Origin of the sequence: Streptomyces sp. NPDC000410, assembly GCF_040300305.1 — a bacterium.
Classification (GTDB): domain Bacteria; phylum Actinomycetota; class Actinomycetes; order Streptomycetales; family Streptomycetaceae; genus Streptomyces.
In genome coordinates this window covers 222,632-244,372 of record NZ_JBEPDM010000007.1, presented here as the reverse complement: position 1 = coordinate 244,372, position 21,741 = coordinate 222,632, and the positions used below count along the sequence as shown (strand labels likewise).

Annotated in this window: 18 protein-coding genes; 9 read left to right on the top strand and 9 right to left on the bottom strand. The window is 71.3% G+C overall.

Annotated features, from left to right (window positions below; all coding sequences use genetic code 11):
- Positions 1-105 precede the first annotated feature (105 nt).
- Positions 106-534, bottom strand: coding sequence for a Rieske (2Fe-2S) protein (locus ABT342_RS12190; protein WP_351570948.1), 429 nt, complete (start codon positions 532-534; stop codon positions 106-108).
- 173 nt (positions 535-707) lie between these two features.
- On the opposite strand from ABT342_RS12190, the gene ABT342_RS12185 reads away from it, so the two are divergent.
- The gene (locus tag ABT342_RS12185) at positions 708-1,607 is read left to right on the top strand and encodes a carbohydrate kinase family protein (protein WP_351570946.1); all 900 of its coding nucleotides are present in this window, start codon (positions 708-710) and stop codon (positions 1,605-1,607) included.
- Positions 1,608-1,724: 117 nt separating this feature from the next.
- On the opposite strand, the gene uvrA is transcribed toward ABT342_RS12185, so the two are convergent.
- A complete protein-coding gene (gene uvrA, locus ABT342_RS12180) occupies positions 1,725-4,706 on the bottom strand; it encodes an excinuclease ABC subunit UvrA (protein ID WP_351570943.1) in 2,982 nt (993 codons plus the stop codon).
- A 224-nt stretch (positions 4,707-4,930) separates the two neighbouring features.
- Between uvrA and ABT342_RS12175 the strand changes: the two genes are divergently transcribed.
- The 3 genes from ABT342_RS12175 to ABT342_RS12165 all read left to right on the top strand — a co-directional run bounded on the left by ABT342_RS12175 (position 4,931) and on the right by ABT342_RS12165 (position 7,719).
- Complete coding sequence (locus ABT342_RS12175) at positions 4,931-5,626, top strand: maleylpyruvate isomerase family mycothiol-dependent enzyme (RefSeq protein WP_351570940.1); 696 nt, start codon at positions 4,931-4,933, stop codon at positions 5,624-5,626.
- 21 nt (positions 5,627-5,647) lie between these two features.
- Positions 5,648-6,304 (top strand): MBL fold metallo-hydrolase, encoded by a 657-nt coding sequence (locus tag ABT342_RS12170; RefSeq protein ID WP_351570937.1) that lies wholly within the window; start codon positions 5,648-5,650, stop codon positions 6,302-6,304.
- Between the two features lie 137 nt (positions 6,305-6,441).
- Positions 6,442-7,719 carry an MFS transporter gene (locus ABT342_RS12165; protein ID WP_351570934.1) on the top strand — a complete coding sequence of 426 codons (1,278 nt, stop codon included), beginning with the start codon at positions 6,442-6,444 and terminating at the stop codon, positions 7,717-7,719.
- An 87-nt stretch (positions 7,720-7,806) separates the two neighbouring features.
- Here ABT342_RS12165 and ABT342_RS12160 read toward each other — a convergent pair whose 3' ends face one another.
- The 5 genes from ABT342_RS12160 to ABT342_RS12140 all read right to left on the bottom strand — a co-directional run bounded on the left by ABT342_RS12160 (position 7,807) and on the right by ABT342_RS12140 (position 15,144).
- Positions 7,807-8,838, bottom strand: a complete 1,032-nt coding sequence (locus ABT342_RS12160) for a TerC/Alx family metal homeostasis membrane protein (protein WP_351570931.1) — start codon at positions 8,836-8,838, stop codon at positions 7,807-7,809.
- 260 nt (positions 8,839-9,098) lie between these two features.
- The gene (locus ABT342_RS12155) at positions 9,099-11,063 is read right to left on the bottom strand and encodes a TerD family protein (protein WP_351570928.1); all 1,965 of its coding nucleotides are present in this window, start codon (positions 11,061-11,063) and stop codon (positions 9,099-9,101) included.
- 106 nt (positions 11,064-11,169) lie between these two features.
- The gene (locus ABT342_RS12150) at positions 11,170-11,748 is read right to left on the bottom strand and encodes a TerD family protein (protein WP_351570925.1); all 579 of its coding nucleotides are present in this window, start codon (positions 11,746-11,748) and stop codon (positions 11,170-11,172) included.
- Positions 11,749-12,025: 277 nt separating this feature from the next.
- Complete coding sequence (gene uvrB / locus ABT342_RS12145; RefSeq protein ID WP_351570923.1) at positions 12,026-14,167, bottom strand: excinuclease ABC subunit UvrB; 2,142 nt, start codon at positions 14,165-14,167, stop codon at positions 12,026-12,028.
- Positions 14,168-14,247: 80 nt separating this feature from the next.
- Positions 14,248-15,144 (bottom strand): MHYT domain-containing protein, encoded by an 897-nt coding sequence (locus ABT342_RS12140; RefSeq protein WP_351570921.1) that lies wholly within the window; start codon positions 15,142-15,144, stop codon positions 14,248-14,250.
- 199 nt (positions 15,145-15,343) lie between these two features.
- On the opposite strand from ABT342_RS12140, the gene ABT342_RS12135 reads away from it, so the two are divergent.
- Entirely contained in the window at positions 15,344-15,880 is a 537-nt protein-coding gene (locus ABT342_RS12135) for a methylated-DNA--[protein]-cysteine S-methyltransferase (protein ID WP_351570918.1), read from the top strand.
- Positions 15,881-16,127: 247 nt separating this feature from the next.
- A complete protein-coding gene (locus ABT342_RS12130; protein ID WP_351570915.1) occupies positions 16,128-17,441 on the top strand; it encodes an MFS transporter in 1,314 nt (437 codons plus the stop codon).
- 10 nt (positions 17,442-17,451) lie between these two features.
- Here ABT342_RS12130 and ABT342_RS12125 read toward each other — a convergent pair whose 3' ends face one another.
- Positions 17,452-17,829: a cupin domain-containing protein gene (locus tag ABT342_RS12125; RefSeq protein WP_351570912.1), complete on the bottom strand. Its 378-nt coding sequence runs from the start codon at positions 17,827-17,829 to the stop codon at positions 17,452-17,454.
- Between the two features lie 92 nt (positions 17,830-17,921).
- On the opposite strand from ABT342_RS12125, the gene ABT342_RS12120 reads away from it, so the two are divergent.
- Positions 17,922-18,830 (top strand): pseudouridine-5'-phosphate glycosidase, encoded by a 909-nt coding sequence (locus ABT342_RS12120; RefSeq protein ID WP_351570909.1) that lies wholly within the window; start codon positions 17,922-17,924, stop codon positions 18,828-18,830.
- A gap of 20 nt (positions 18,831-18,850) precedes the next feature.
- Positions 18,851-19,897, top strand: a complete 1,047-nt coding sequence (locus ABT342_RS12115; RefSeq protein ID WP_351570906.1) for a carbohydrate kinase family protein — start codon at positions 18,851-18,853, stop codon at positions 19,895-19,897.
- A gap of 254 nt (positions 19,898-20,151) precedes the next feature.
- On the opposite strand, the gene ABT342_RS12110 is transcribed toward ABT342_RS12115, so the two are convergent.
- Complete coding sequence (locus tag ABT342_RS12110; RefSeq protein ID WP_351570903.1) at positions 20,152-20,796, bottom strand: nucleoside/nucleotide kinase family protein; 645 nt, start codon at positions 20,794-20,796, stop codon at positions 20,152-20,154.
- A 117-nt stretch (positions 20,797-20,913) separates the two neighbouring features.
- On the opposite strand from ABT342_RS12110, the gene ABT342_RS12105 reads away from it, so the two are divergent.
- Positions 20,914-21,666 (top strand): SDR family NAD(P)-dependent oxidoreductase, encoded by a 753-nt coding sequence (locus tag ABT342_RS12105; RefSeq protein ID WP_351570900.1) that lies wholly within the window; start codon positions 20,914-20,916, stop codon positions 21,664-21,666.
- Positions 21,667-21,741: the final 75 nt, after the last annotated feature.

Sequence of the window (21,741 nt, the reverse complement as noted above, 5' to 3'; positions counted from 1 at the left end):
GGCGGCGCGGAAGCCGGTCGGGCGGCGCGGAAGCCGGTCGGGCGGCGCGGAAGCCGGTCGGGCGGCGCGGAAGCCGGCGTCGAAGCCGGTCGGCGACAGGGCCTGTCAGGCGTCCGGGCCCGCGATCAGCTTTCCGCCGCGCACCGTGACCGGGACCTCCGGGAGCGGGACCGTCGCCGGGCCCTTGAGGGCCTCACCCGTCGTGACGTCGAAGCGGCTGCCGTGGCAGGGGCAGTTGCCCTCCATGTCCTCGATCTTGTCCAGGAGGCAGCCGGCGTGGGTGCACTGCGCGCTGAAGGCCTTGTACTGGCCCTTGGCCGGGCAGTGCACGATGACCCGCTCCTCGCGGTAGAGCTTGGCGCCGCCGACCGGGACGGCGTCCGGGGCACCCAGGTCGACCGGGGCGGTCGGGGTGGGCACCTGGGCGTGGCCGAGCTTGGACTCCGTGGAGCAGGCGGCGGCCCCCAGCCCGGCGGCCCCGGCGAGGGCGGCGCCTTTCAGCACGGTGCGGCGGGCGGCAGGCTGGCCGGACATGAAGTCTCCACGGATCGGGGCGGGTGTGCCTGGTGTTGTCTTTGGTCGTGTCGCCTGGTGATGACAGACAGGACGATACCGACGCAGATCGCGGCTCTTTCGGGCGGGTCGGGGCAGCCCGGGGACGTGCGCGGTCTGTCGCGGCCCGGAACGATGCGTTACGTTTCTGAGCCGTGATCGTCGTCGCCGGAGAGTCCTTGATCGACCTGGTCCCGCAGTGCGCGGCGGTCGATGGCGAGCCGTTTCCCGCACTGCTGCCCCGTCCTGGCGGCGGCCCGTACAACACCGCGGTGGCGCTCGGGCGGCTGGGCTCGCCCGTCACCTTCTGCTCGCGCGTCTCCACGGACGGCTTCGGCGAGGCCCTGCTGGGCGGGCTGCGCGCGGCGGGCGTCGCAACGTCCCTGGTGCAGCGCGGGCCCGAACCGACGACGCTGGCGGTCGCCTCGATCGGGGCCGACGGCTCGGCGGGTTACGGCTTCTACGCGTCCGGCAGCGCCGACCGGCTCTTCGAGCTGCCACCGGAACTGCCCGGCGAGGTGCGTGCGTTGGCCCTCGGGACCTGCTCACTCGTGTGGGAGCCGGGGGCGAGTGCGTACGAGGCACTGCTGCGGCGGGAGGCGGCGCGCGGGGTCTTCACCCTGCTGGACCCGAACATCCGCCCGGGACTGATCCCGGACCCGGACGCCTACCGGGCCCGGTTCGCGGGCTGGCTGCCGTCGGTGTCGCTGCTGAAGCTCTCCGAGGACGACGCGCGGTGGCTCGGCGGCTCCCCGGAGCAGTGGCTCGCGGCGGGCCCGGCCGCGGTCGTGCTGACGCGCGGCGCGCGGGGGCTCACGGTGCTCACCCGGGAGGACGTGGAGGTCTCGGTCCCCGCCGCGCCGGTCGCCGTGGCGGACACGATCGGCGCGGGCGACACGGTGAACGCGGCGCTGCTGCACCGCCTGGCCGGCCAGGACCCGGCGCCCCTGGACGCCGCCGCCTGGACCGGCATCCTCACATTCGCCGCCCACGCGGCGGCGCTGACGTGCTCCCGCACGGGCGCGGAACCTCCGTACGCGGCGGACCTCCGTTAGCCCGGCCCCGTAGACGCCTCCCGGAGCTCCGGTCCACCGGGACACGCCCGCCGGTGCTCCAGGCAGTCGGCGTGCAGAGGTGCCGGGGTCACGCCCCGGCACCCCCGTGCCTGCGCGTCAGGCCTTGCGGGCCCGCGCCGTGCGGGCTGTCGCCGCGCGCTTCGTGGGGGTCGCGTTCGCCGCGACCGTCTTCTTCGCGGCCACCTTCCTCGTCACCGTCTTGCGGCTCTGCGGCGGCACCGCGTCGCTGATCCGGTCCGGGCTGAGGATCTCCCGCAGGAACTTGCCCGTGTGGCTCGCGGGGACGCCGGCGACCTGCTCCGGCGTGCCCTCGGCGATGACGAGGCCACCGCCGCTGCCACCCTCGGGCCCCATGTCGAGGACCCAGTCCGCGGTCTTGATGACGTCCAGGTTGTGCTCGATGACGATCACCGTGTTGCCCTTGTCGACCAGCCCCGACAGCACGTTGATCAGCTTCGAGATGTCCTCGAAGTGCAGACCGGTGGTCGGCTCGTCCAGGACGTAGACCGTACGGCCCGTGGAGCGCTTCTGGAGCTCCGAGGCGAGCTTCACCCGCTGGGCCTCGCCACCCGACAGTGTCGGCGCGGACTGCCCGAGGCGGACGTAGCCCAGACCGACCTCACTGAGGGTCTTGAGATGGCGGGCGATCGTCGGGACGGCCTCGAAGAAGTGGAGCGCCTCCTCGATCGGCATGTCCAGCACCTCGGCGATGGACTTGCCCTTGTAGTGGACCTCCAGCGTCTCCCGGTTGTAGCGCGCACCGTGGCAGACCTCGCACGGGACGTACACGTCCGGCAGGAAGTTCATCTCGATCTTGATCGTGCCGTCGCCGGAGCAGTTCTCGCACCGGCCGCCCTTGACGTTGAAGGAGAAGCGGCCCGGCAGATAGCCGCGCACCTTCGCCTCCATCGTCTCCGCGAAGAGCTTGCGGACGTGGTCGAAGACTCCGGTGTACGTGGCCGGGTTGGACCGGGGCGTACGGCCGATGGGCGACTGGTCGACGTGCACGACCTTGTCGACGAGGTCGTCGCCGTCCACCCGGGTGTGCCGGCCCGGCACCGACTTGGCGCCGTTGAGCTCGCGCGCCAGGTGCGTGTAGAGGATGTCGTTGACCAGCGTCGACTTGCCGGAGCCGGAAACTCCGGTCACTGCCGTCAGAACACCGAGCGGGAACGAGACGTCGATGTCCCGCAGATTGTTCTCACGGGCTCCGTGCACCGTCAGCCGGCGGCTCGGGTCCATGGGGCGCCGGAGGTCCGGCGTCGGGATGGACCGCTTCCCCGACAGGTACTGCCCGGTCATCGACTCCTTGTTGGCCAGCAGCTGCTTCAAGGGGCCGGAGTGGACGACCTTGCCGCCGTGCTCACCGGCACCGGGGCCGATGTCGACGACCCAGTCGGCGACCTTGATGGTGTCCTCGTCGTGCTCCACCACGATCAGCGTGTTGCCCATGTCCCGCAGGCGGACCAGGGTCTCGATGAGCCGGTGGTTGTCCCGCTGGTGCAGTCCGATGGACGGCTCGTCCAGCACGTACAGCACGCCCACGAGTCCGGAGCCGATCTGCGTGGCGAGCCGGATGCGCTGTGCCTCGCCGCCGGAGAGCGTGCCCGCGGCGCGGTTGAGCGACAGGTAGTCCAGACCGACGTCGACCAGGAACCGCAGTCGTTCGTTGACCTCCTTGAGCACCCGCTCGGCGATCTTCTTGTCGCGGGCGTTCAGCTTCAGCTCACCGAGGAAGTCGGCGCATTCGCTGATCGACATGGCCGAGACCTCGGCGATGGACTTCTCCATGACCGTGACCGCGAGAACGATCGGCTTGAGGCGGCTTCCCTCACAGGTCGGGCAGGGCACCTCGCGCATATAGCCCTCGAAGCGCTCACGGCTGGAGTCGCTCTCGGCCTCGCTGTGCCGCCGCTTGACGAAGGTGACGGCGCCCTCGAACGCCGGGGTGGTGTAGGCGCGCTCCCTGCCGTACCGGTTCCGGTAGCGGACCTCGACCTGGGTCTTGTGGCCGTAGAGCAGGGCCTTCTTGGCGCGCTGGGGCAGCCCGGCCCAGGGCATGTCGGTGCTGAAGCCGAGGGCCTGGGCGAGCCCGCCGATCAGCCGCCCGAAGTACTCCTTGGTGTGGCCGTGGGACCAGGGGTGGATGGCGCCCTCGTCCAGCGAGCGCTCCTCGTCGGGGACGAGCAGCTCGGGGTCGACCTCCATGCGCGTGCCGATGCCGGTGCAGTCGGGGCAGGCGCCGAACGGCGAGTTGAAGGAGAAGGAACGGGGCTCCAGTTCCTCGAAGGAGAGGTCGTCGTACGGGCAGTACAGGTGCTCCGAGTACATCCGCTCGCGCTCGGGGTCGTCCTCGGGGAGGTCGACGAAGTCGAGCACCACCATGCCGCCGGAGAGGCCCAGCGCGGTCTCGACCGAGTCGGTGAGCCGGCGCTTGGCGCTGTCCTTGACGGTGAGGCGGTCGACGACCACCTCGATGGTGTGCTTCTCCTGCTTCTTCAGCGTCGGCGGTTCGGTCAGCTGGATCGTCTGCCCGTCGACCCTGGCCCGGCTGTAGCCCTTGGTCTGGAGGTCGGCGAAGAGGTCGACGAACTCTCCCTTGCGCTCCCGCACGAGCGGCGAGAGCACCTGGAAGCGGCTGCCCTCGGGCAGCTCCAGCACCTTGTCGACGATGGCCTGCGGCGACTGGCGCGAGATGGGGCGGGAGCACTCGGGGCAGTGCGGCTTGCCGATCCGGGCGAAGAGCAGACGCAGGTAGTCGTAGACCTCGGTGATCGTGCCCACGGTCGAGCGCGGGTTGCGTGAGGTGGACTTCTGGTCGATCGAGACGGCCGGGGAGAGGCCCTCGATGAAGTCGACGTCCGGCTTGTCCATCTGGCCGAGGAACTGCCGGGCGTAGGAGGACAGCGACTCGACGTACCGGCGCTGTCCCTCGGCGAAGATCGTGTCGAACGCGAGAGACGACTTGCCCGACCCCGAGAGCCCGGTGAAGACGATGAGTGAGTCACGCGGGAGGTCGAGCGAGACGTTCTTGAGATTGTGCTCGCGAGCGCCACGGACGATGAGACGGTCGGCCACGCCGGGTCCGCACCTTTCTTGAGAGAGGTCTTGGGAGAAGCGGGCGGCATCGCCCCCCGCCCCGGACTGTCCCAGGCTAGGGGGGCCACCATGTGGACGAATGCCGGACTGATGAATGCCTGACTTCCAAGGATGCCTCCCCCGAGCCTATAGCACGCGCATTCGATTTCCGGCGGAGCTCGGACACCTTCACCCGAACGTGTGGCGGGGCTATCGTCTTCCCCATGATCGATCCTGTGCGCGACCTGGCCTCTGTACGTGAAGCGACCGACCGGCTCATCGCAGCGGCCGCCGGACTGGACAACGCCGCCGCCCTTGAGCCGTCACGGCTCCCCGACTGGAGCCGCGGCCACATCCTGGCCCATGTCGCCCTCAACGCGGACGCCCTCGCGAACGTTCTCCAGGGACGTCCCATGTACGTCAGCGGCGAGGCCCGCGACGCGGACATCGAGCGCGACGCGCCCCGGCCGCTCGCAGCCCACCTCGACGAGGCTCGCGCCAGCGCCGCCCGCTTCCAGGCCGCCGCGGCCGAGGGCGGCGAGGACGCCGACTGGTCGCGCGTCGTCGAGCTGCGCAACGGCGTGAAGGACGCGGCGGCCCGTGTCCCCTTCCGGCGCCTGATCGAGGTCGAGCTGCACCATGTCGACCTCGGCATCGGCTACGAGCTGGAGGACCTCCCCGAGGAGTTCACCCAGCGGGAGATCGCCTTCCTCACCGAGCGCTTCACCGGCAACGCCGCGCTGCCCCCGATCACCGTCGCCGACACCGCCGGACACACCTGGAGCACAGGTGGCGAAGAAGGGACCCCGGTCACCGTCAGCGGCGCCGCTCCCGATCTGGTCGGCTGGCTGGCCGGACGGCGGGACGGCTCGGCGCTCGACGTGCGGGGAGGTTCCCTTCCCGTGCTGCCGCCGCTGTAGTCGGCTGAGTACGCTGATCCCATGACTTACAGCGGAGCGGTGAAGGTCGGCGGTCCGGCGGATGTGCACGAGCTGACGGACGTGATGATCTCCAAGGTCGCGGTCGGGCCGATGGACAACAACGCGTATCTGCTGCGCTGCCGGACGACCGGCGAGCAGCTGCTGATCGACGCGGCCAATGACCCGCAGACCTTGATCACGCTGATCGGTGACGACGGCATCTCGGCCGTCGTCACCACCCACCGCCACGGCGACCACTGGCAGGCCCTGGCCGAGGTGGTGGCGGCCACCGGCGCCCGCACCTATGCCGGCGCGTACGACGCGGAGGGTATCCCCGTCCCCACCGACGTGCTGGTCGAGGACGGCGACACGATCACGGTCGGCCGGGTCGAGCTCACCGCCCGGCATCTGGTCGGCCACACTCCGGGGTCCATCGCGCTGGTCTACGACGACCCGCACGGCCACCCCCATGTCTTCACCGGCGACTGTCTCTTCCCGGGCGGGGTGGGCAACACCTGGAAGGACCCCAAGGCCTTCGCCAGCCTGATCCACGACGTGGAGACCAAGCTCTTCGGCGCTCTCCCCGACGAGACCTGGGTCTATCCCGGACACGGCAACGACACCACCCTCGGCGCCGAGCGTCCGCATCTGCCGGAGTGGCGCGCACGCGGCTGGTAGCGCTTGGGCGGGTGTGCTTCCACACGCCCCCGTAACCGTGGACGATCACGGGTAGTTGGCGCGACATGCGTAAAGCTCACCTTCCGTCACCGTCCACGCCCGGCCCTTCATCCTCTTCACCCCCTGCATCCCCTTCCATGCCACGGCTCGCGGCCGCCTCCCTCGCGGGGACGGCCATCGAGTTCTACGACTTCTTCGTGTACGGGACGGCCGCGGCGCTCGTGCTCGGGCCGCTGTTCTTTCCGACGTTCTCGCCGCTCGCGGGGACGCTCGCCGCGTTCGGCACGTTCGCGGTCGGTTTCATTTCGCGCCCGCTCGGTTCGGTCCTCTTCGGGCACATCGGTGACCGGTACGGGCGGCGGCCGGTGCTCTTCGCCTCGCTGCTGCTGACCGGGCTGGCCACGGTCCTGGTCGGCTGCGTGCCGTCGTACGCGACGCTCGGCGTGACCGCCCCGCTCCTGCTGCTGGTGCTCCGCTTTCTGCAGGGGCTCGGACTCGGCGGCGAATGGGGCGGGGCGGTGCTGCTCACCGCCGAGCACGCGCCGGCCGCCCGCCGAGGGCTGTGGGCGAGCTTTCCGCAGATCGGGCCGGCGGTCGGATTTCTGCTGGCCAACGGGGTGATGCTGGCCCTGTCCGCGGGGCTGACCGACGCCCAGTTCCGGGAGTGGGGCTGGCGTGTGCCGTTCTGGGCGGCGGGTCTGCTCGCGGCGGGCGGACTGCTGCTGCGCACGTCCTTGACGGAGACCCCGCAGTTCCAGGAGATCACCGAACCGGCCCGGCTGCCGCTGGCGGAGGTGTTCCGCGGGCACTGGAGGCTGGTGCTGCTGACCGCCGGGGCACTGGCGGTGGGCTACGCGGTCTTCTACACGGTCTCCACCTGGGCGCTGGCGTACGGCACCGAGCGGCTCGGTGTGAGCCGGACATCGATGCTGGTCTGCATCATGGCGGCCGTGGCGGTCAAGGGTGCGGTCACGCCGTTCGCAGCGATGCTCGGTGACCGTTACGGCCGGCGGCCGCTCTGCCTCATCGGCTGCGCCGCGACCGCGTTGTGGATGTTCCCGATGACGGCGCTGCTGCAGACCGCCGAGCCGCTGCTGATGTTCGTCGGGTTCCTGGGCGCGATGCTGGCGTTCATCACGATGTTCGCGGTGGTCGCCGCGTATCTGCCGGAGCTGTACGAGCCGAGGGTGCGGTGCACCGGCGCGGCGGTCGGCTACAACCTGGCGGGCGTACTGGGCGGCGCGCTGACCCCGATCGTGGCCACGGCACTCTCGGAAGGCGCGGGCCCGCCGTGGGGCGTGGCAGCGTATCTGACCGGGATCGCCCTGCTCAGCCTCGGCTGCTTCGCGCTGCTGCCGGAGACCCTGCCGACGCGGACGGTGGCGGAGGCGGCGGAGGAGCCTGCGGCGGCCTGAGACGCCACTGCTCACACAGACAGCGGCCGGGTTGCTGAGCAACCCGGCCGCTGTCCCGTGACACGTATCGGACGGTGTCCGGACGCATCAGGCGTCGATGCTGTCCTTCTGGTCCGCTCCGCCCGCGTCGGCCGCCCCGGCAGGCTGCTCGGCGGCCCGTGCCTCCGCCTCACGCCGCTCCTGCCTCCTGGAGGCGATCAGGCTGGTGATCGTCGTAATGATCAGGACGGCGCAGATGAACGCCAGCGAGAACGGGATGGAGATCTCGGGGACATGGACCCCGGACTCGTGCATGGCGTGCAGCACCAGCTTGACCCCGATGAACCCGAGGATCACCGACAGGCCGTAGCTGAGGTGGACGAGCTTCTTGAGCAGTCCGCCGATCAGGAAGTACAGCTGGCGCAGGCCCATCAGGGCGAAGGCGTTGGCCGTGAAGACGATGTACGGGTCCTGGGTCAGGCCGAAGATCGCGGGGATCGAGTCCAGCGCGAACAGCACATCGGTGGTGCCGATGGCGAGCATGACGACCATCAGCGGGGTCAGCACACGCTTGCCGTTGACGCGGATGAAGAGCTTCGTGCCGTGGTACCTGTCGGCGACGCCGAACTTCTTCTCGATGGACTTGAGGAGCCTGTTCTCCTCGAAGTCGTCCTCCTCCTCGTCGGAGCGCGCCTCCTGGATGAGCTTCCAGGCGGTGTAGATCAGGAACGCACCGAAGATGTAGAAGACCCACGAGAAGCTGGCGATGATCGTGGCGCCGGCGGCGATGAAGATGGCCCGCAGGACCAGGGCTATCAGCACGCCCACGAGCAGCACCCGCTGCTGGAGGTGGGACGGCACCGCGAACTTCGCCATGATCAGGACGAAGACGAAGAGGTTGTCGACACTGAGCGACTTCTCGGTGATGAAGCCCGCGAAGAACTCGGCCGACGCCTGGCTCTCGCCGAATACCAGCAGGCCGAGGCCGAAGAGCGCGGCGAGAACGATCCAGACGACCGTCCAGATACCGGCTTCCTTGGTCGACACGTCATGCGGCTTGCGCCCGATGAAGAAGTCGACCGCGATCAGGGCGGAGAGACCAAGAATGGTCAGCACCCACATGTTCAATGAAACGTCCACTGCGCCTCCGGCGTCGTACGGCTACTTGATCAGCGTCGTCGCTGCCGGAGGTCTCTTCCACCCGGGCGACTCAGTGCCGCATACCGGGCCGACGCCCCGGGACCGGTCCTTCCGGACCGTCCGTATTGACGGGCACGCCGCACATGGGAGTACTCCCCTCCGCTCAAAGGAGCGTACAGGAAAGCCCAAGGAAAGGTAAAGAGCCAGGTAACGTAAGAGTCAAATGAGCAGGTCAGTACCCCTTACGTGCTCTCTTCGCGTCAACGCCGCCGAGTACGACGCGCCTGCGCGACCTGGGCGAGCACCTGCTGCAGAACATCGCTGCCCGGCGGAATCCGCAGCGGCTCGTACGTCCAGGCGTGCTGCACCCACGGGTCGGCGAGGTGGTCATCGGGGACCGGCGTGATCCGCAGCAGCGAGCGCCAGAGCGGGTCGAGCACCGGGCCGTAGGCGCTGGCGTCCTCGCGGTCCGCGACCATCAGGAGATGGACGCCCACCGCCGGGCCCTCGTCGGCGATGTAGCGCAGCTGAGTGACCGCTCGGTCGTCGAAGCCGTGCGGGAAGTCGTTGACGATCAGCAGTTGCTCGGCGGTGTCCAGATCGGCCGGGAGCGCGTCGGACGCCCCGCCGCGCACCGCCATCTGCACCAGGTCGACGCGCTGGGTGAGCTTCGCGAGGACGTCGGAGACACCCTGGGCCCCGGCGGCGGGCGGCTCGTCCAGCACTCCCGAGCGCACGAGCGGGGCGAGCGAGGCGGCCGCGGCGCCCGCGGGGTCGATGACATGGACCGTGAACTCACCGGCCGGGTAGACGGCGAGCAGCCGGGCGGCGTGCGCGACCGCGGTGTCCATGGCGAGCGCGCGCAGCTGCGCCTCGTCCATCAGCACCGCGGCCTCGGAGCCGGAGCGCCCGCTGTCCACCCACAGGCCCCGCTCCAGCGGCAGCCGGATCAGCATGGGAATGCGCAGCTCGGGGCTCTCGGGGAGATGCAGATCGCCCAGGCGCAGGGCCATCGGGATCTCCATCGGGACGCGGTAGCCGTGCCAGACGGGGTTGTCCCAGCGGGCGAAGGCGGGCGGCAGGGCGGGCTCGACGACCTCGGACTCGGCGGCGAGCTGGGCGAGATCGCGGTCGAGGACCTCACGGGCCTGCTCGGTCAGCCGGTCGTGCTTGGCGCGCGCCTCCTCACGGGCGGCGTCCCCGGTCCCTCCGATACGGCTGCGCGGGTCGGAGAGCGCGCGGTCGAGCTCCTGGTCGAGGCGGGACTCGGCGAAGTCGACGGCGCTGCGGTACGCGGCGGTGGTGCGGGCCAGGTCCTCGAACATGCCCCAGACCTGGTTGTAGAGCCGCTCCTCCATGGACCAGCCGGTGGCGTCCCCGGCGACCGGGGCGGGCGGACGGCCCGGGTCGGCGGGCGCCGCGGCCGGGGCCGACGGCGGGGGCGCGGCGGACTGCCTGCGCGGGTGCGCGTAGTTGATGGGACCGGTGTGGGTCTGTGCCTCGGACTGGGGCTGGGACTGGGACTGGGGCTGCGGGGTGCCGTCGGAGGGGGTGCCCGTGGGGGCGGCCTGGCCCTGGGCCGCGGTGCTCTGGGGCTGCGCTCCCGACGCGGCCGCCGTGGCGCCGCGCCGCACCTCCGTGGTGCGCGGCGAGGGCGTGGCGACCGTACGCGAGAGACCGGGCGCGACGGTCTCCTGGATGGCGGCGGCCAGCTCACCGGCGCGGTCGAGGCCCTGATCGGTGAGGAGGTCGGTGAGGCCGCCCGCGTAACCCTGGCCGATGGCGCGGACCTTCCAGGCACCCTGGCGGCGGTAGAGCTCCAGGGCGACGACCGCGGACTCGCTGTCCAGGCCTGTGATCGTGTAGCTGGCGATCTCGGTGCCGTCGGCGCCGACGACGGCGACGAACGGGGCGGCGACCGCGCCGAAGCGGACCGGCGTCGCGGGTGTCAGGGGCAGTGCGAGCAGGACCGCCACCCGGTGCACGGCGGCGGGCGCCGCGTCCAGGTCCACGGTGAGCCGGTGGTCGGCAGTGGCCTGCCGGGAGACCTCGATCCCGGGGAGCTCCGGCTGCCCCGGGTGGGCGACCCATTCGGTGCCCGGCACGCGGCCTTCCTCGTCGCCGAGCGTGACTCCGGCCACGACGGGTCTGCCGGCCGACACCCGGATCTCCAGTCGGGTGTGGGGCAGTGGATGGTTCTGCCCCCGGACCAGCTCGGCCGTCATGCCTCTGTCCCCTCGGTGGTGCGTGCCGCATCGGTGGTACGTGGCGCAGCTCCCGGCGGCCTGATCCGTCCGGGAGCTGCGCGCACGCGAAGAACGCGAGTCGTGCCTACAGGTGCGGCAGGATCGACGGCATCAGGTCCTGGAACGTACGGCCGTTGGCCGGGTTGCCGAGGGCGGTCATCTTCCAGCCGGATCCGGCGCGGTGCACCTTCGCCATGATCTGCGCGGTGTACTGCCCGCCGCCGTCCAGCGTGTAGCGCGCGAGCTCCTCGCCGTTGGTCTCGTCGACGATGCGACAGAACGCGTTCCGCACTTCCTGGAAGGTCTGGCCGGTGAACGAGTTCACCGTGAAGACGATCTGGTCGATGTGGACCGGTACGCGCTGGAGGTCGACGAGGATCGCCTCGTCGTCGCCGCCCTGGCCGACACCGCCGACGAGGTTGTCGCCGGTGTGCCGGACCGAACCGTCGTCACTGACGAGGTGGCGGAAGAAGACCACGTCGACCGGCTGCTTGTCGGCGAAGAGCACGGCCGAGGCGTCGAGGTCGACCTCGCGCGTGCGCGAGCCGAACAGCCCACGTCGCGGCGCCGCCTGCCAGCCGAGTCCCATCCGCACCGCGGTCAGCGTTCCGCCGTCGCTCTTCTGCAGGCTGATGGCCTGACCCTTGGTCATGTTGACCGTCACGCGCTGTCCCCTTCTCCCTCGGCCGAGGTCCGGCCGCCCCAGTGGCACCGCGATCGTACGCGGCAGCCCGGGAAGCGCAGCCCCCGCTGCCGTCCGTGTGTGCGGCTGCCCTGCACCCTACGCATTCGCGCCGACAGCGCAGCAGACCTCGGCCGGTTTTGTGTCGGTCCTGAAACACAGCGGGGGCCGGAATCCCGGCCGAATCCCACATCACAGCGGGCCGGGCGGGCCGCCGCCCACCAGGCCGGCCGGTCAGGCCGTGAGGCCCGTCCGCCTGTCAGGCCAGTCCGGCCTCCTTCATCTGCCGCAGCTCCTTCTTCAGCTCGCCGACCTCGTCGCGCAGTCGGGCTGCCACCTCGAACTGGAGCTCCGCCGCGGCCGCCCGCATCCGGTCGGTCATCTCCTCGATGATTCCGGCCAGTTCGGCGGCGGGACGGTCGCTGGTGATCTCGCCCTTCTTGGCGCCCGCCTTGCCGCCCTTGGCCCCCTTGACCGCATGCGCGCCCAGCGAGGGCACCGGTGCCTTGGCGCCCTTGCCGTCCTTCCCCTGGCGGTAGCCGGTGCCGAGCAGTTGCTCGGTGTCGACCTCCTCGCGGGCGATGGTGGCCACGATGTCGTTGATCTTCTTGCGGAGCGGCTGGGGATCGATGCCGTTCGCCTTGTTGTACGCGACCTGCTTCTCGCGGCGGCGGTTGGTCTCGTCGATGGCCTGCGCCATCGCCGGGGTGATCGTGTCGGCGTACATGTGGACCTGGCCGGAGACGTTACGCGCCGCGCGGCCGATGGTCTGGATGAGCGAGGTGCCCGAGCGCAGGAAGCCCTGCTTGTCCGCGTCGAGGATGGCGACGAGCGAGACCTCGGGGAGGTCGAGTCCCTCGCGCAGCAGGTTGATGCCGACCAGGACGTCGTACTCACCGGAGCGCAGCTCCCGCAGCAGCTCGACGCGGCGGAGCGTGTCGACGTCGCTGTGCAGATAGCGGACCTGGATGCCCAGCTCCAGGAAGTAGTCGGTGAGGTCCTCGGCCATCTTCTTGGTGAGGGTGGTGACAAGGACCCGCTCGTCCTTCTCGGTGCGCTTGCGGATCTCGTGCACCAGGTCGTCGATCTGGCCCTCGGTGGGCTTGACGACGACCTCCGGGTCGACCAGGCCGGTCGGGCGGATGATCTGCTCCACGAAGCCGTCGGAGCGGGAGAGTTCGTAGGTGCCGGGGGTCGCGGAGAGGTAGACCGTCTGGCCGATCCGCTGCTGGAACTCCTCCCACTTCAGCGGCCGGTTGTCGAGCGCGGAGGGCAGCCGGAAGCCGTGGTCGACGAGGGTCCGCTTGCGGGAAGCGTCGCCCTCGTACATCGCGCCGATCTGCGGGACCGTCACGTGGGACTCGTCGATGACGAGGAGGAAGTCCTCCGGGAAGTAGTCCAGGAGCGTGTTCGGCGCGGTGCCGGGGGCGCGGTCGTCGAAATGCATCGAGTAGTTCTCCACGCCGGAGCAGGAGCCGATCTGGCGGAGCATCTCGATGTCGTACGACGTGCGCATGCGCAGCCGCTGGGACTCCAGGAGCTTGCCCTGCTTGTCCAGCTCGCCGAGGCGCACCTCCAGCTCGCGCTCGATGCCGTTGATCGCCTTCTCCATGCGCTCCGGGCCGGCGACGTAGTGGCTGGCGGGGAAGACGTACAGCTCCTGGTCGTCGCTGATGACCTCGCCGGTGAGCGGATGGAGGGTGGAGAGGGCCTCGATCTCGTCGCCGAACATCTCGATCCGGACGGCCAGCTCCTCGTAGACCGGGAAGATCTCGATGGTGTCGCCGCGGACCCGGAAGGTGCCGCGCGCGAACGCCACGTCGTTGCGCGTGTACTGGATGTCGACGAACCGGCGCAGCAGCTGGTCCCGGTCGATCTCCTCGCCGACCTTGAGCGGCACCATGCGGTCCACGTACTCCTGCGGGGTGCCGAGGCCGTAGATGCAGGAGACGGAGGCGACCACGACGACGTCGCGGCGGGTCAGCAGTGAGTTCGTCGCCGAGTGGCGCAGCCGCTCGACCTCCTCGTTGATGGAGGAGTCCTTCTCGATGTACGTGTCCGACTGCGGGACGTAGGCCTCGGGCTGGTAGTAGTCGTAGTACGAGACGAAGTACTCCACCGCGTTGTTCGGCAGGAGCTCGCGGAACTCGTTCGCCAACTGGGCGGCCAGCGTCTTGTTCGGCGCCATGACGAGGGTGGGGCGCTGGAGTTTCTCGATCATCCAGGCCGTGGTCGCCGATTTGCCGGTGCCGGTCGCACCGAGCAGGACCACATCCTTCTCACCTGCGCGAATGCGCTTTTCAAGCTCGGCGATGGCCGAGGGCTGGTCACCGCTGGGCTGGTAGGAACTGACGACCTCGAAGGGCGCCACCGAGCGTTCGATCTGGGAAACGGGCCGCATGGAACCACCGTACGACCCGCCACTGACAGCCGGACGGGATCCGGGGTTCCTGGAGGGGGAAGCCGGGGGTGGAGCTCGTGTCAGCGGTGGCGGGAGCGGTGGGCGGCACGCCGCCCGGACCGGGAGGGCGCCGACCAGTTCGCGGGCTCGCCGTACGACGGCGCCTGCCGTTGCCCGGGCAGGACCGGCCGCGCCCTTCGGCCGGCCGCGCCGCGCCGCGCGTCGGGCTGCTGCCGGTCGGGGTCTCCCATCACGAGCAGGGGATCGAACATGACCACCACGCCCGCCATGACCAGGAAGACGGCGGGACCGATCAGCATCGGGGCGATGAGGGTCGCGGGCGAATCGCCCGCCATGCCCGGAGGGACGTCGCCGTGCAGATGGACGCTCACGGCCGCCATCCCGGTGTAGTGCATTCCACTCACCGCGATGCCCATCACCAGGCTGGCGCCGAGGCTGGCCATGAAGCCGTGGACGGACACCGCCGCCCAGAGCGCGGTGGTGGCCGCCACGACGGCGATCACCACGGACAGGGCCACGGTGAGGGTGTCGTATTCGAGACGCCCCTGGAGCCGCATTCCGGCCATGCCCAGATAGTGCATGGAGGCGATGCCGAGGCCGGTGATGGTGCCGCCGGTGACCAGGGCCATCCTGGTGGCGCCGCGGTAGCCGACGATGAAGATCCCGATGCCGGTCATGACGACGGCGACGCCGAGGCTGGCGAACGTGGTCGGCCGGTCGTAGCTGATCGGGGACTCGGCGACGGTGAAGCCCATCATGGCGATGAAGTGCATGGTCCAGATGCCGGAGCCGATGGAGGTGGCGCCGAGAGCCAGCCAGCCCGGTTTGAACGATCCGCCGGTCCGCACGGATCTGGTGGTGCAGCGAAGTCCCAGCGCGCCGCCGAGGCAGGCCATGAGGTACGCGGCCACAGGTGTGACGAGGCCGTAACTGAAACCGTCGACTGTGCCCTGCATCCGTCTACACCCTTCGCCCCTTGTTCCGCGTGTGCCCTCGTATGTCCCCGTCGAGGAAGGCCTGTGCCGGTGGCGAGAGTATGGCGAGCGGGGCGGCAATCAAACATCGGGGCTCGAATTCGCTGGTCAGGGGGTAGGGCGGGGTCGTTTCGGGGCAGCTCCGGGGCCGTTGTCAGTGGCCGGTCGTACGGTGGTCCGCATGAACAGGTTCGACTGGACCGTCGTGGGCTCGGACATCGGGCCGTTGCTGCTCGCCGCCACCGGAGAGGGGCTGGTGAGCGTGGTCTTCCACGCCGACGTCCCGGTGCGGGACAAGGCGCTCGCGCGTCTGGCCGCCCAGTTGGGCGCCGGGGCGGGCGAGGAGGCGCCGGGCTCGGACCGGCTCACCGAGCCGATACGACAGCTCGCGGAGTACTTCGCGGGCGAGCGCCACGAGTTCGGCCTCGCGCTGGACTGGTCGCTGACGTCCGGGTTCAACCGCCAGGTGCTGCGCGAGCTGGCGTCCGGAGTGCCGTACGGCTCTGTCGTGGGGTACGGCGACCTGGCCGAGCGGGTGGGCCAGCCGGGTGCGGCCCAGGCGGTGGGGGCGGCGATGGGGTCGAACCCCCTGCCGGTGGTGGTGCCGTGCCACCGGGTCGTGGAGAGCGACGGAGGCCTGGGCGGATTCGGGGGCGGCCTGGAGACGAAGCGGAAGCTGCTCGCGCTGGAGGGGGTGCTTCCACAGCCGCTGTTCTGAGGGGTACGGAGGATCCGGTCCGGGCGTACGGAGAGTCAGTCCCGCCTGGGGGGGGAGGGGGCCCGTCTGGGGGCAAGGGGCCCCTCTGGGGGTACGAGGGCGGCGGCAGCTCCGGGGTTCCAGCAGGTCCGGGGGGCCTGAACGCATGGCCAATTCACTTCCCTGCAACATTTCGTCACTGGCAGACTGCGGATGTGAGCATTACATCTGAGGGCGCGACCGGCGCGATATCCGAACGGGCCTCCGAGTGAGCGCCGAGGAGAAGACGGCGGCCGCGGCGGAGGCGAAGCCCGACGCGGTGGATCTGCGGGCGTTGCAGCGGCGGATCACCCCCGTGCTGATCGTGAGCCAGATCCTCGGAGGACTGGGCGTCGCGACCGGGATCGCGCTGGCGGCGGTGCTGGGGCAGGAGGTGACCGGGACCGAGGCGCTGTCCGGGCTCGTCCCGACCGCCTCCGTGGCCGGGACCGCGTTGCTGTCCATGCCGCTGGCAGCGGTGATGACGGCGCGCGGGCGGCGGGCGGGGCTCGTCCTGGCGTACGCGATCGGGGCGCTCGGCGCGGGCGTGGTCGTACTGGCGGCGGTGATCGGGAACTTTCCGCTGCTGCTCCTGGGGATGGCCGGGTTCGGGGCGGGCTCGTCGGCGAATCTGCAGGCACGGTTCGCGGCCGCGGACCTGGCGGAGCCGGACCGGCGGGCGCGGGCGATCTCGACCGTGGTGTGGGCGACGACGATCGGCGCGGTCCTCGGGCCGAACATCGCGGCGCCCGCGGGGCGAAGCGTGTCCGGTCTCGGGATACCGGTGGCGGCGGGTCCGTTCGTCTGGGCGGCGGGGGTGTTCCTGCTGTCGGCGGTGATCGTCGCCGTGCTGCTGCGGCCCGATCCTCTGCTGACGGCTCGTGCACTGGCCCCGGCCGAGGAGGGGACGAAGGAAGGGCGTTCGCTGCGGGCGGGGGTGCGGGCCGTCCGGGAGTCCCCGCGGGCCCGGCTCGCACTCGTCACCGTCACGGTGTCGCACACCGCGATGGTGTCGATCATGACGATGACGCCGCTCGCGCTGAGCCACCACGGAGCGGGGATCGAGCTGATCGGGCTGGTCATCAGCGGTCATATCGCGGGCATGTACGCGTTCTCACCGGTGATGGGCCGGCTGTCCGACCGGTTCGGCCGGCTCGCGGTGATCGGTCTGGCCGTGGGGCTGCTGGCGGCCGCCGCGCTGCTCGCCGGGACGGCGGGCGCCAGCCATGGCCGGACCGCGGCGGGGCTCTTCGTGCTCGGGCTCGGCTGGTCCGCGGGCCTCGTCTCCGGCTCCGCGCTCCTCACGGACTCGGTCCCCGGCCCCGCCCGCGCCGCGGTCCAGGGCCTGTCGGACCTGGCCATGAACACGGCGGCGGGAGTCGGCGGAGTGATGGCGGGCGTCATCGTCTCCAAGGCGGGCTACGGCGTGCTGAACGCGGTCGGCGCCTGTCTGCTGCTGCCCCTGGCGGCTCTGGCCGCCCACCGCGCGCTCACCCGCTCCCGCCAGGAGCCGAAGTCGTCCGGGCCGGACCTGCGGGCGTAACCGTCCGCCCTTACAGGCTGATGTGGTACGCCTTGCGCAGAGTCTCGTGGACGGTCCACGTCGTACGGTCCCCCTCGCGCAGCACACACGCGTCACCGGGGCCGACCTCAAGGGTGTCGCCGCCCTCGACCTCGATGGTGGCCCGCCCGCTCACTACGACGAACAGCTCATTGGCCTCGGTGTCGGTGACCACACCCGGCGTGATCTGCCAGATGCCGCGCAACTGCTTGCCGTCCTCCGACTCCCACAGCACCTTGCCGGTCACGACGGGCTCCCCGGAGACGATCTGACCGGGGTCGAGCGGCTCGACCTCCAGCGCGGCGTCCGGGATGTGCACAGCGAACGAAGGGGAAGCAGGCGTTGCAGCGGCGTGATCAAAGGTAGTCATGGCGCGTCACCTTAGCGGGGGCGGTGGTGCGGGCTGCGGTCAAGGGGGCGGGTAAACGTTTGCGCGCGACGCCGCCGTGCCAGGGATGGGACATGCCCGAGACCACGCTACTGCTGTCCGAAGAGGTGCGGGAGGCGCTCGAGACGCGCCGGCCCGTCGTCGCCCTGGAGTCCACGATCATCGCGCACGGACTGCCGCGCCCACGCAATCTCGCCGTCGCCGAGGAGCTGGAGTCGCTGGTCAGAAACGGCGGCGCGGTGCCGGCCACCATCGCCGTACTGGACGGCCGGCCCCATATCGGCCTGGAGAAGAGCCAGTTGGAGCGGGTCGCGACCGATCCGGAGGTCCGCAAGCTCGGCCACCGCGATCTCGCGCCCGCGCTGGCAGCGGGTGCGAGCGGGGCGACGACGGTGTCGGCCACCGCGTTCCTCGCCGCGCGGGCCGGAATCCGGGTCTTCGCGACCGGCGGGCTCGGCGGCGTACACCGGGAATGGTCGACGACCCAGGACGAATCGGCGGACCTGAGCCTCCTGGCGCGCACCCGGATCGCCGTCGTCTGCGCGGGGGTGAAATCGATCCTCGACATCCCGGCGACCCTCCAGCGGCTGGAGACCCTCGGGGTCGGCATCGTCGGATACGGCACGGACCGCTTCCCCGGCTTCTACCTGACGTCCTCCGGGGAACCGGTCGACTGGACGGTCCACACGCCCCAGGAGGTGGCGGAGGTGATCCGCGCGCAGGACGCGCTCGGCGGCCCGGACGCCGCGCTGATCGTCGCCCAGCCGGTACCGGAGAACGCGCAGTTGGACCGCCGACTGCACGACCGGGTACTGGCCGAGGCGCTGGACGAGTGCCAGGAACGGGGGATCCGGGGGCAGCGCGTCACCCCCTACCTGCTGGATCAGCTGATGCGGCGGACCGGGGGCGCCTCGCTGGAGGCGAATCTGGCAGCCGTACGCGGCAACGCGTGGCTGGCGGCCCGGATCGCGGCGGTGCTGTGACGGGCGCGGTACCGGGAGCGATGCCCGGTGCGGTGCCGGGTGCGGTGCCCGGCGCCGTGCCGGATGCGGTGCCCGGCACCATGACGGGCGCGGTGCCTGGTGCCGTACCGGATGCGGTGCCGGGTGCGGTGCCGGGTGCCGTCCGCCCCGGCCGGGCGTTGCTGGTCGTCGGGGACGTGGTCACCGACGTGGTGGCCCGGTACGCCGGGGGCACGCTCGCGTACGGAACCGACACCGCGGCGGAGATCCGCATCCTGCCGGGCGGCGCGGGAGCCAACGCCGCCTGCTGGGCCGCGTACCGGGGCTGCCCCGAGGTGCGGCTCCTCGGCCGGGTCGGCCGGGAGTGGGCCCCCTGGCACGAGATACATCTCCGGGGCGCGGGCGTGCGCCCCTTGCTCGTCCCCGATCAAGAGACGCCCACCGCCACGGTCGTCGCGCTCGTCGACGGGAGCGCCGAACGCACGTTCCTCACCGACAGCGGGGCGGCGCTCCGGCTCTCCCCCGACGACTGGTCCCCGGCACTGCTCGACGGGGTCGCCCGGATCCACCTGTCCGGCTACCTCTTCTTCGCCCGCGAGAGCCGCGAACTGGCTCTCGTCGCCCTCGCCCAGGCGCGCGAGCGAGGCGTCCCGGTGAGTGTGGATCCCGCGTCGGCCGGCTTCATCGAGACCTTCGGCGTGGCACGTTTCCTGGCGGCGTCCTCGGGCGCGGACGTCCTGCTCCCCAACGCCGACGAGGCCCGCCTCCTCACCGGCCTCCCGGACACCGCCGACGCCGCTGCGGCGCTGAGCCGCCGGGTACCGCTGACGGTCGTCACCCTCGGCGCGGGCGGCGCGCTGGTGGCGGAGTCGGGGTCGGTGACGGCCCGGGTGCCGCCGGTCCCGGCGGCGGCGGTGGACTCGACCGGGGCGGGCGACGCGTTCACCGGCGCGTTCCTCGCGGCGCTCGTCACGGGCGCGGATCCGGCCGCCGCGGCACGGGAGGGCTGCCGCGCGGGGGCGCACGCGGTCACGCTGCCGGGGGGCCGCCCGCCGGGGCGAGACGGCGGTGTCACTGGGGACGTATGACGGCTACGGCTCTGGGGGCGGTACGGCACCGACGGGCGGCTACAGCACCGACACGGCGCAGCACCGACGGACGGTCACAGCGCCGGAAGACGGTACCGGCCCCGACGGACGGTCACCGCACCGACAGACAGCACAACCGCGACGGGCGGCCGCGGCCCCGGGGTACCGGCCCCGGGGGTACCGGCCCCGACGGACAGTCACCGCCCCGGCAGACAGTCACCCGCGCCGGGGGCGGTACCGGCCCCGACAGACAGCTACCCCTCCCAGGGCGCGTTCCACGCCGGGCGTCGCGGATCGTCGGCGCGGACGACGACCTCCGCGACCGCGTCCGGCCCGACCTCGCGCTCGTACCGCTCGAAGGCGGGCAGCGTCCACCGTTCCGCCTCGTCGGTACGGCGGCGCAGCGCGTCGGACGAGAGCCGTAGATGGAGGGTCAGGTCGAACGGGAACCAGTGGCCGAGCAGCAACGGCCCGTGGAGCACCAGCACACCGCCGGGTGCCAGTTCGCGGTGCGGGCTGCGCGTCGCGCGGTCGGTGGACGGGTCCCACAGGTCCGGCAGCACGCGCCCGGACCCTCCCGGCTCCAGTGGCCCGAACACCTCCCGCCACAGGGCGCCCGTGTCGAACCACCCGTCGTAGTACGTGTCGGGGTCCTCGCGCCCGAACTCGTACCGCAGTGACGCCGGCCGCAGGAACCCGCCAGTGCCGACCACCAGGACCGAACGCCCGCGCAGCCGCAGCGCCTCGGCGATCGCCCCCGCCGCGGAACCGGTTCCCGCGGCGGGGGCTCCGTCGACGGCGACGCGCAACCAGGGGCTGCCGTCCTCGGCCTTGGCCACCATGACCCGGTCGGCGACGGCTTCGGTCAGCCGTTCCCAGGTGATCGGTTCGAGTCGCACGGCTCCATCATGTCCGCCGGACGGCGCCTTTCCACCAGAGGGGTTCGAGGGGACTTCCGGTCCGCGACCGCGCAGGGGTTGACCTTGACACTGGCGACAGGGTTCGAGCATCCACTCATGAGCTCGACGAAGAACAGAGTCGTACTGATCACCGGCGCGGGCACCGGCATCGGCCGCGCCACCGCCCGTCGCTTCGCCGCACAGGGAGACACGGTCGTCGCGGTGGGCCGCAGGCCGGGGCCGCTCGCGGAGACGGCGGACGGCCACCCCGGCATCGTTCCCCTCGCCGCCGACATCGCGGCCGATGGCGCGCCGGAACGGATCGTCGGCGCGGTCGTCGAGGAGCACGGACAGCTGGACGTCCTGGTCAACAACGCGGGGATCGTGTGCGGCGGCGGCCCGCTCGGCAGCTTCACCCGGGAGTCCGTCGAACCGCTCCTCGCCACCAACCTCGTCGCGCCGGTGCTGCTCACCCAGGCGGCGCTGCCCGCGCTGGAGGCGGCATCCGGCGTCGTCGTCAATGTGACGACCTCGATCGGACAGCGCGCCTGGCCCGGGAATTCGCTCTACGCGGCGACGAAGACGGCCCTGGAACTCCTCACCCGGAGCTGGGCGGTGGACCTCGCGCCCCGCTCCGTGCGGGTCGTCGCGGTCGCGCCGGGCGCCGTCGACACCCCGATCGGCGCGCACCAGGGGCTCACTCCGGAGCGGCTGGCAGCGGTACGGGACTGGCAGCTGGCGCACACACCGCTGGGCCGGATCGGCCGCCCGGAGGAGGTCGCCTGGGCGATCACCCAGCTCGCGTCGCCCGAGGCGTCGTTCGTGACGGGCACCGTCCTCGCAGTGGACGGCGGCGCCGTGGTCGCATGAGGCGCACGGCTCTTCGTGTGTTCGTGCCGTACGCGTCGCGCGTGCCAGAATCGGCTGCCGAGAGGAAGACGGAGG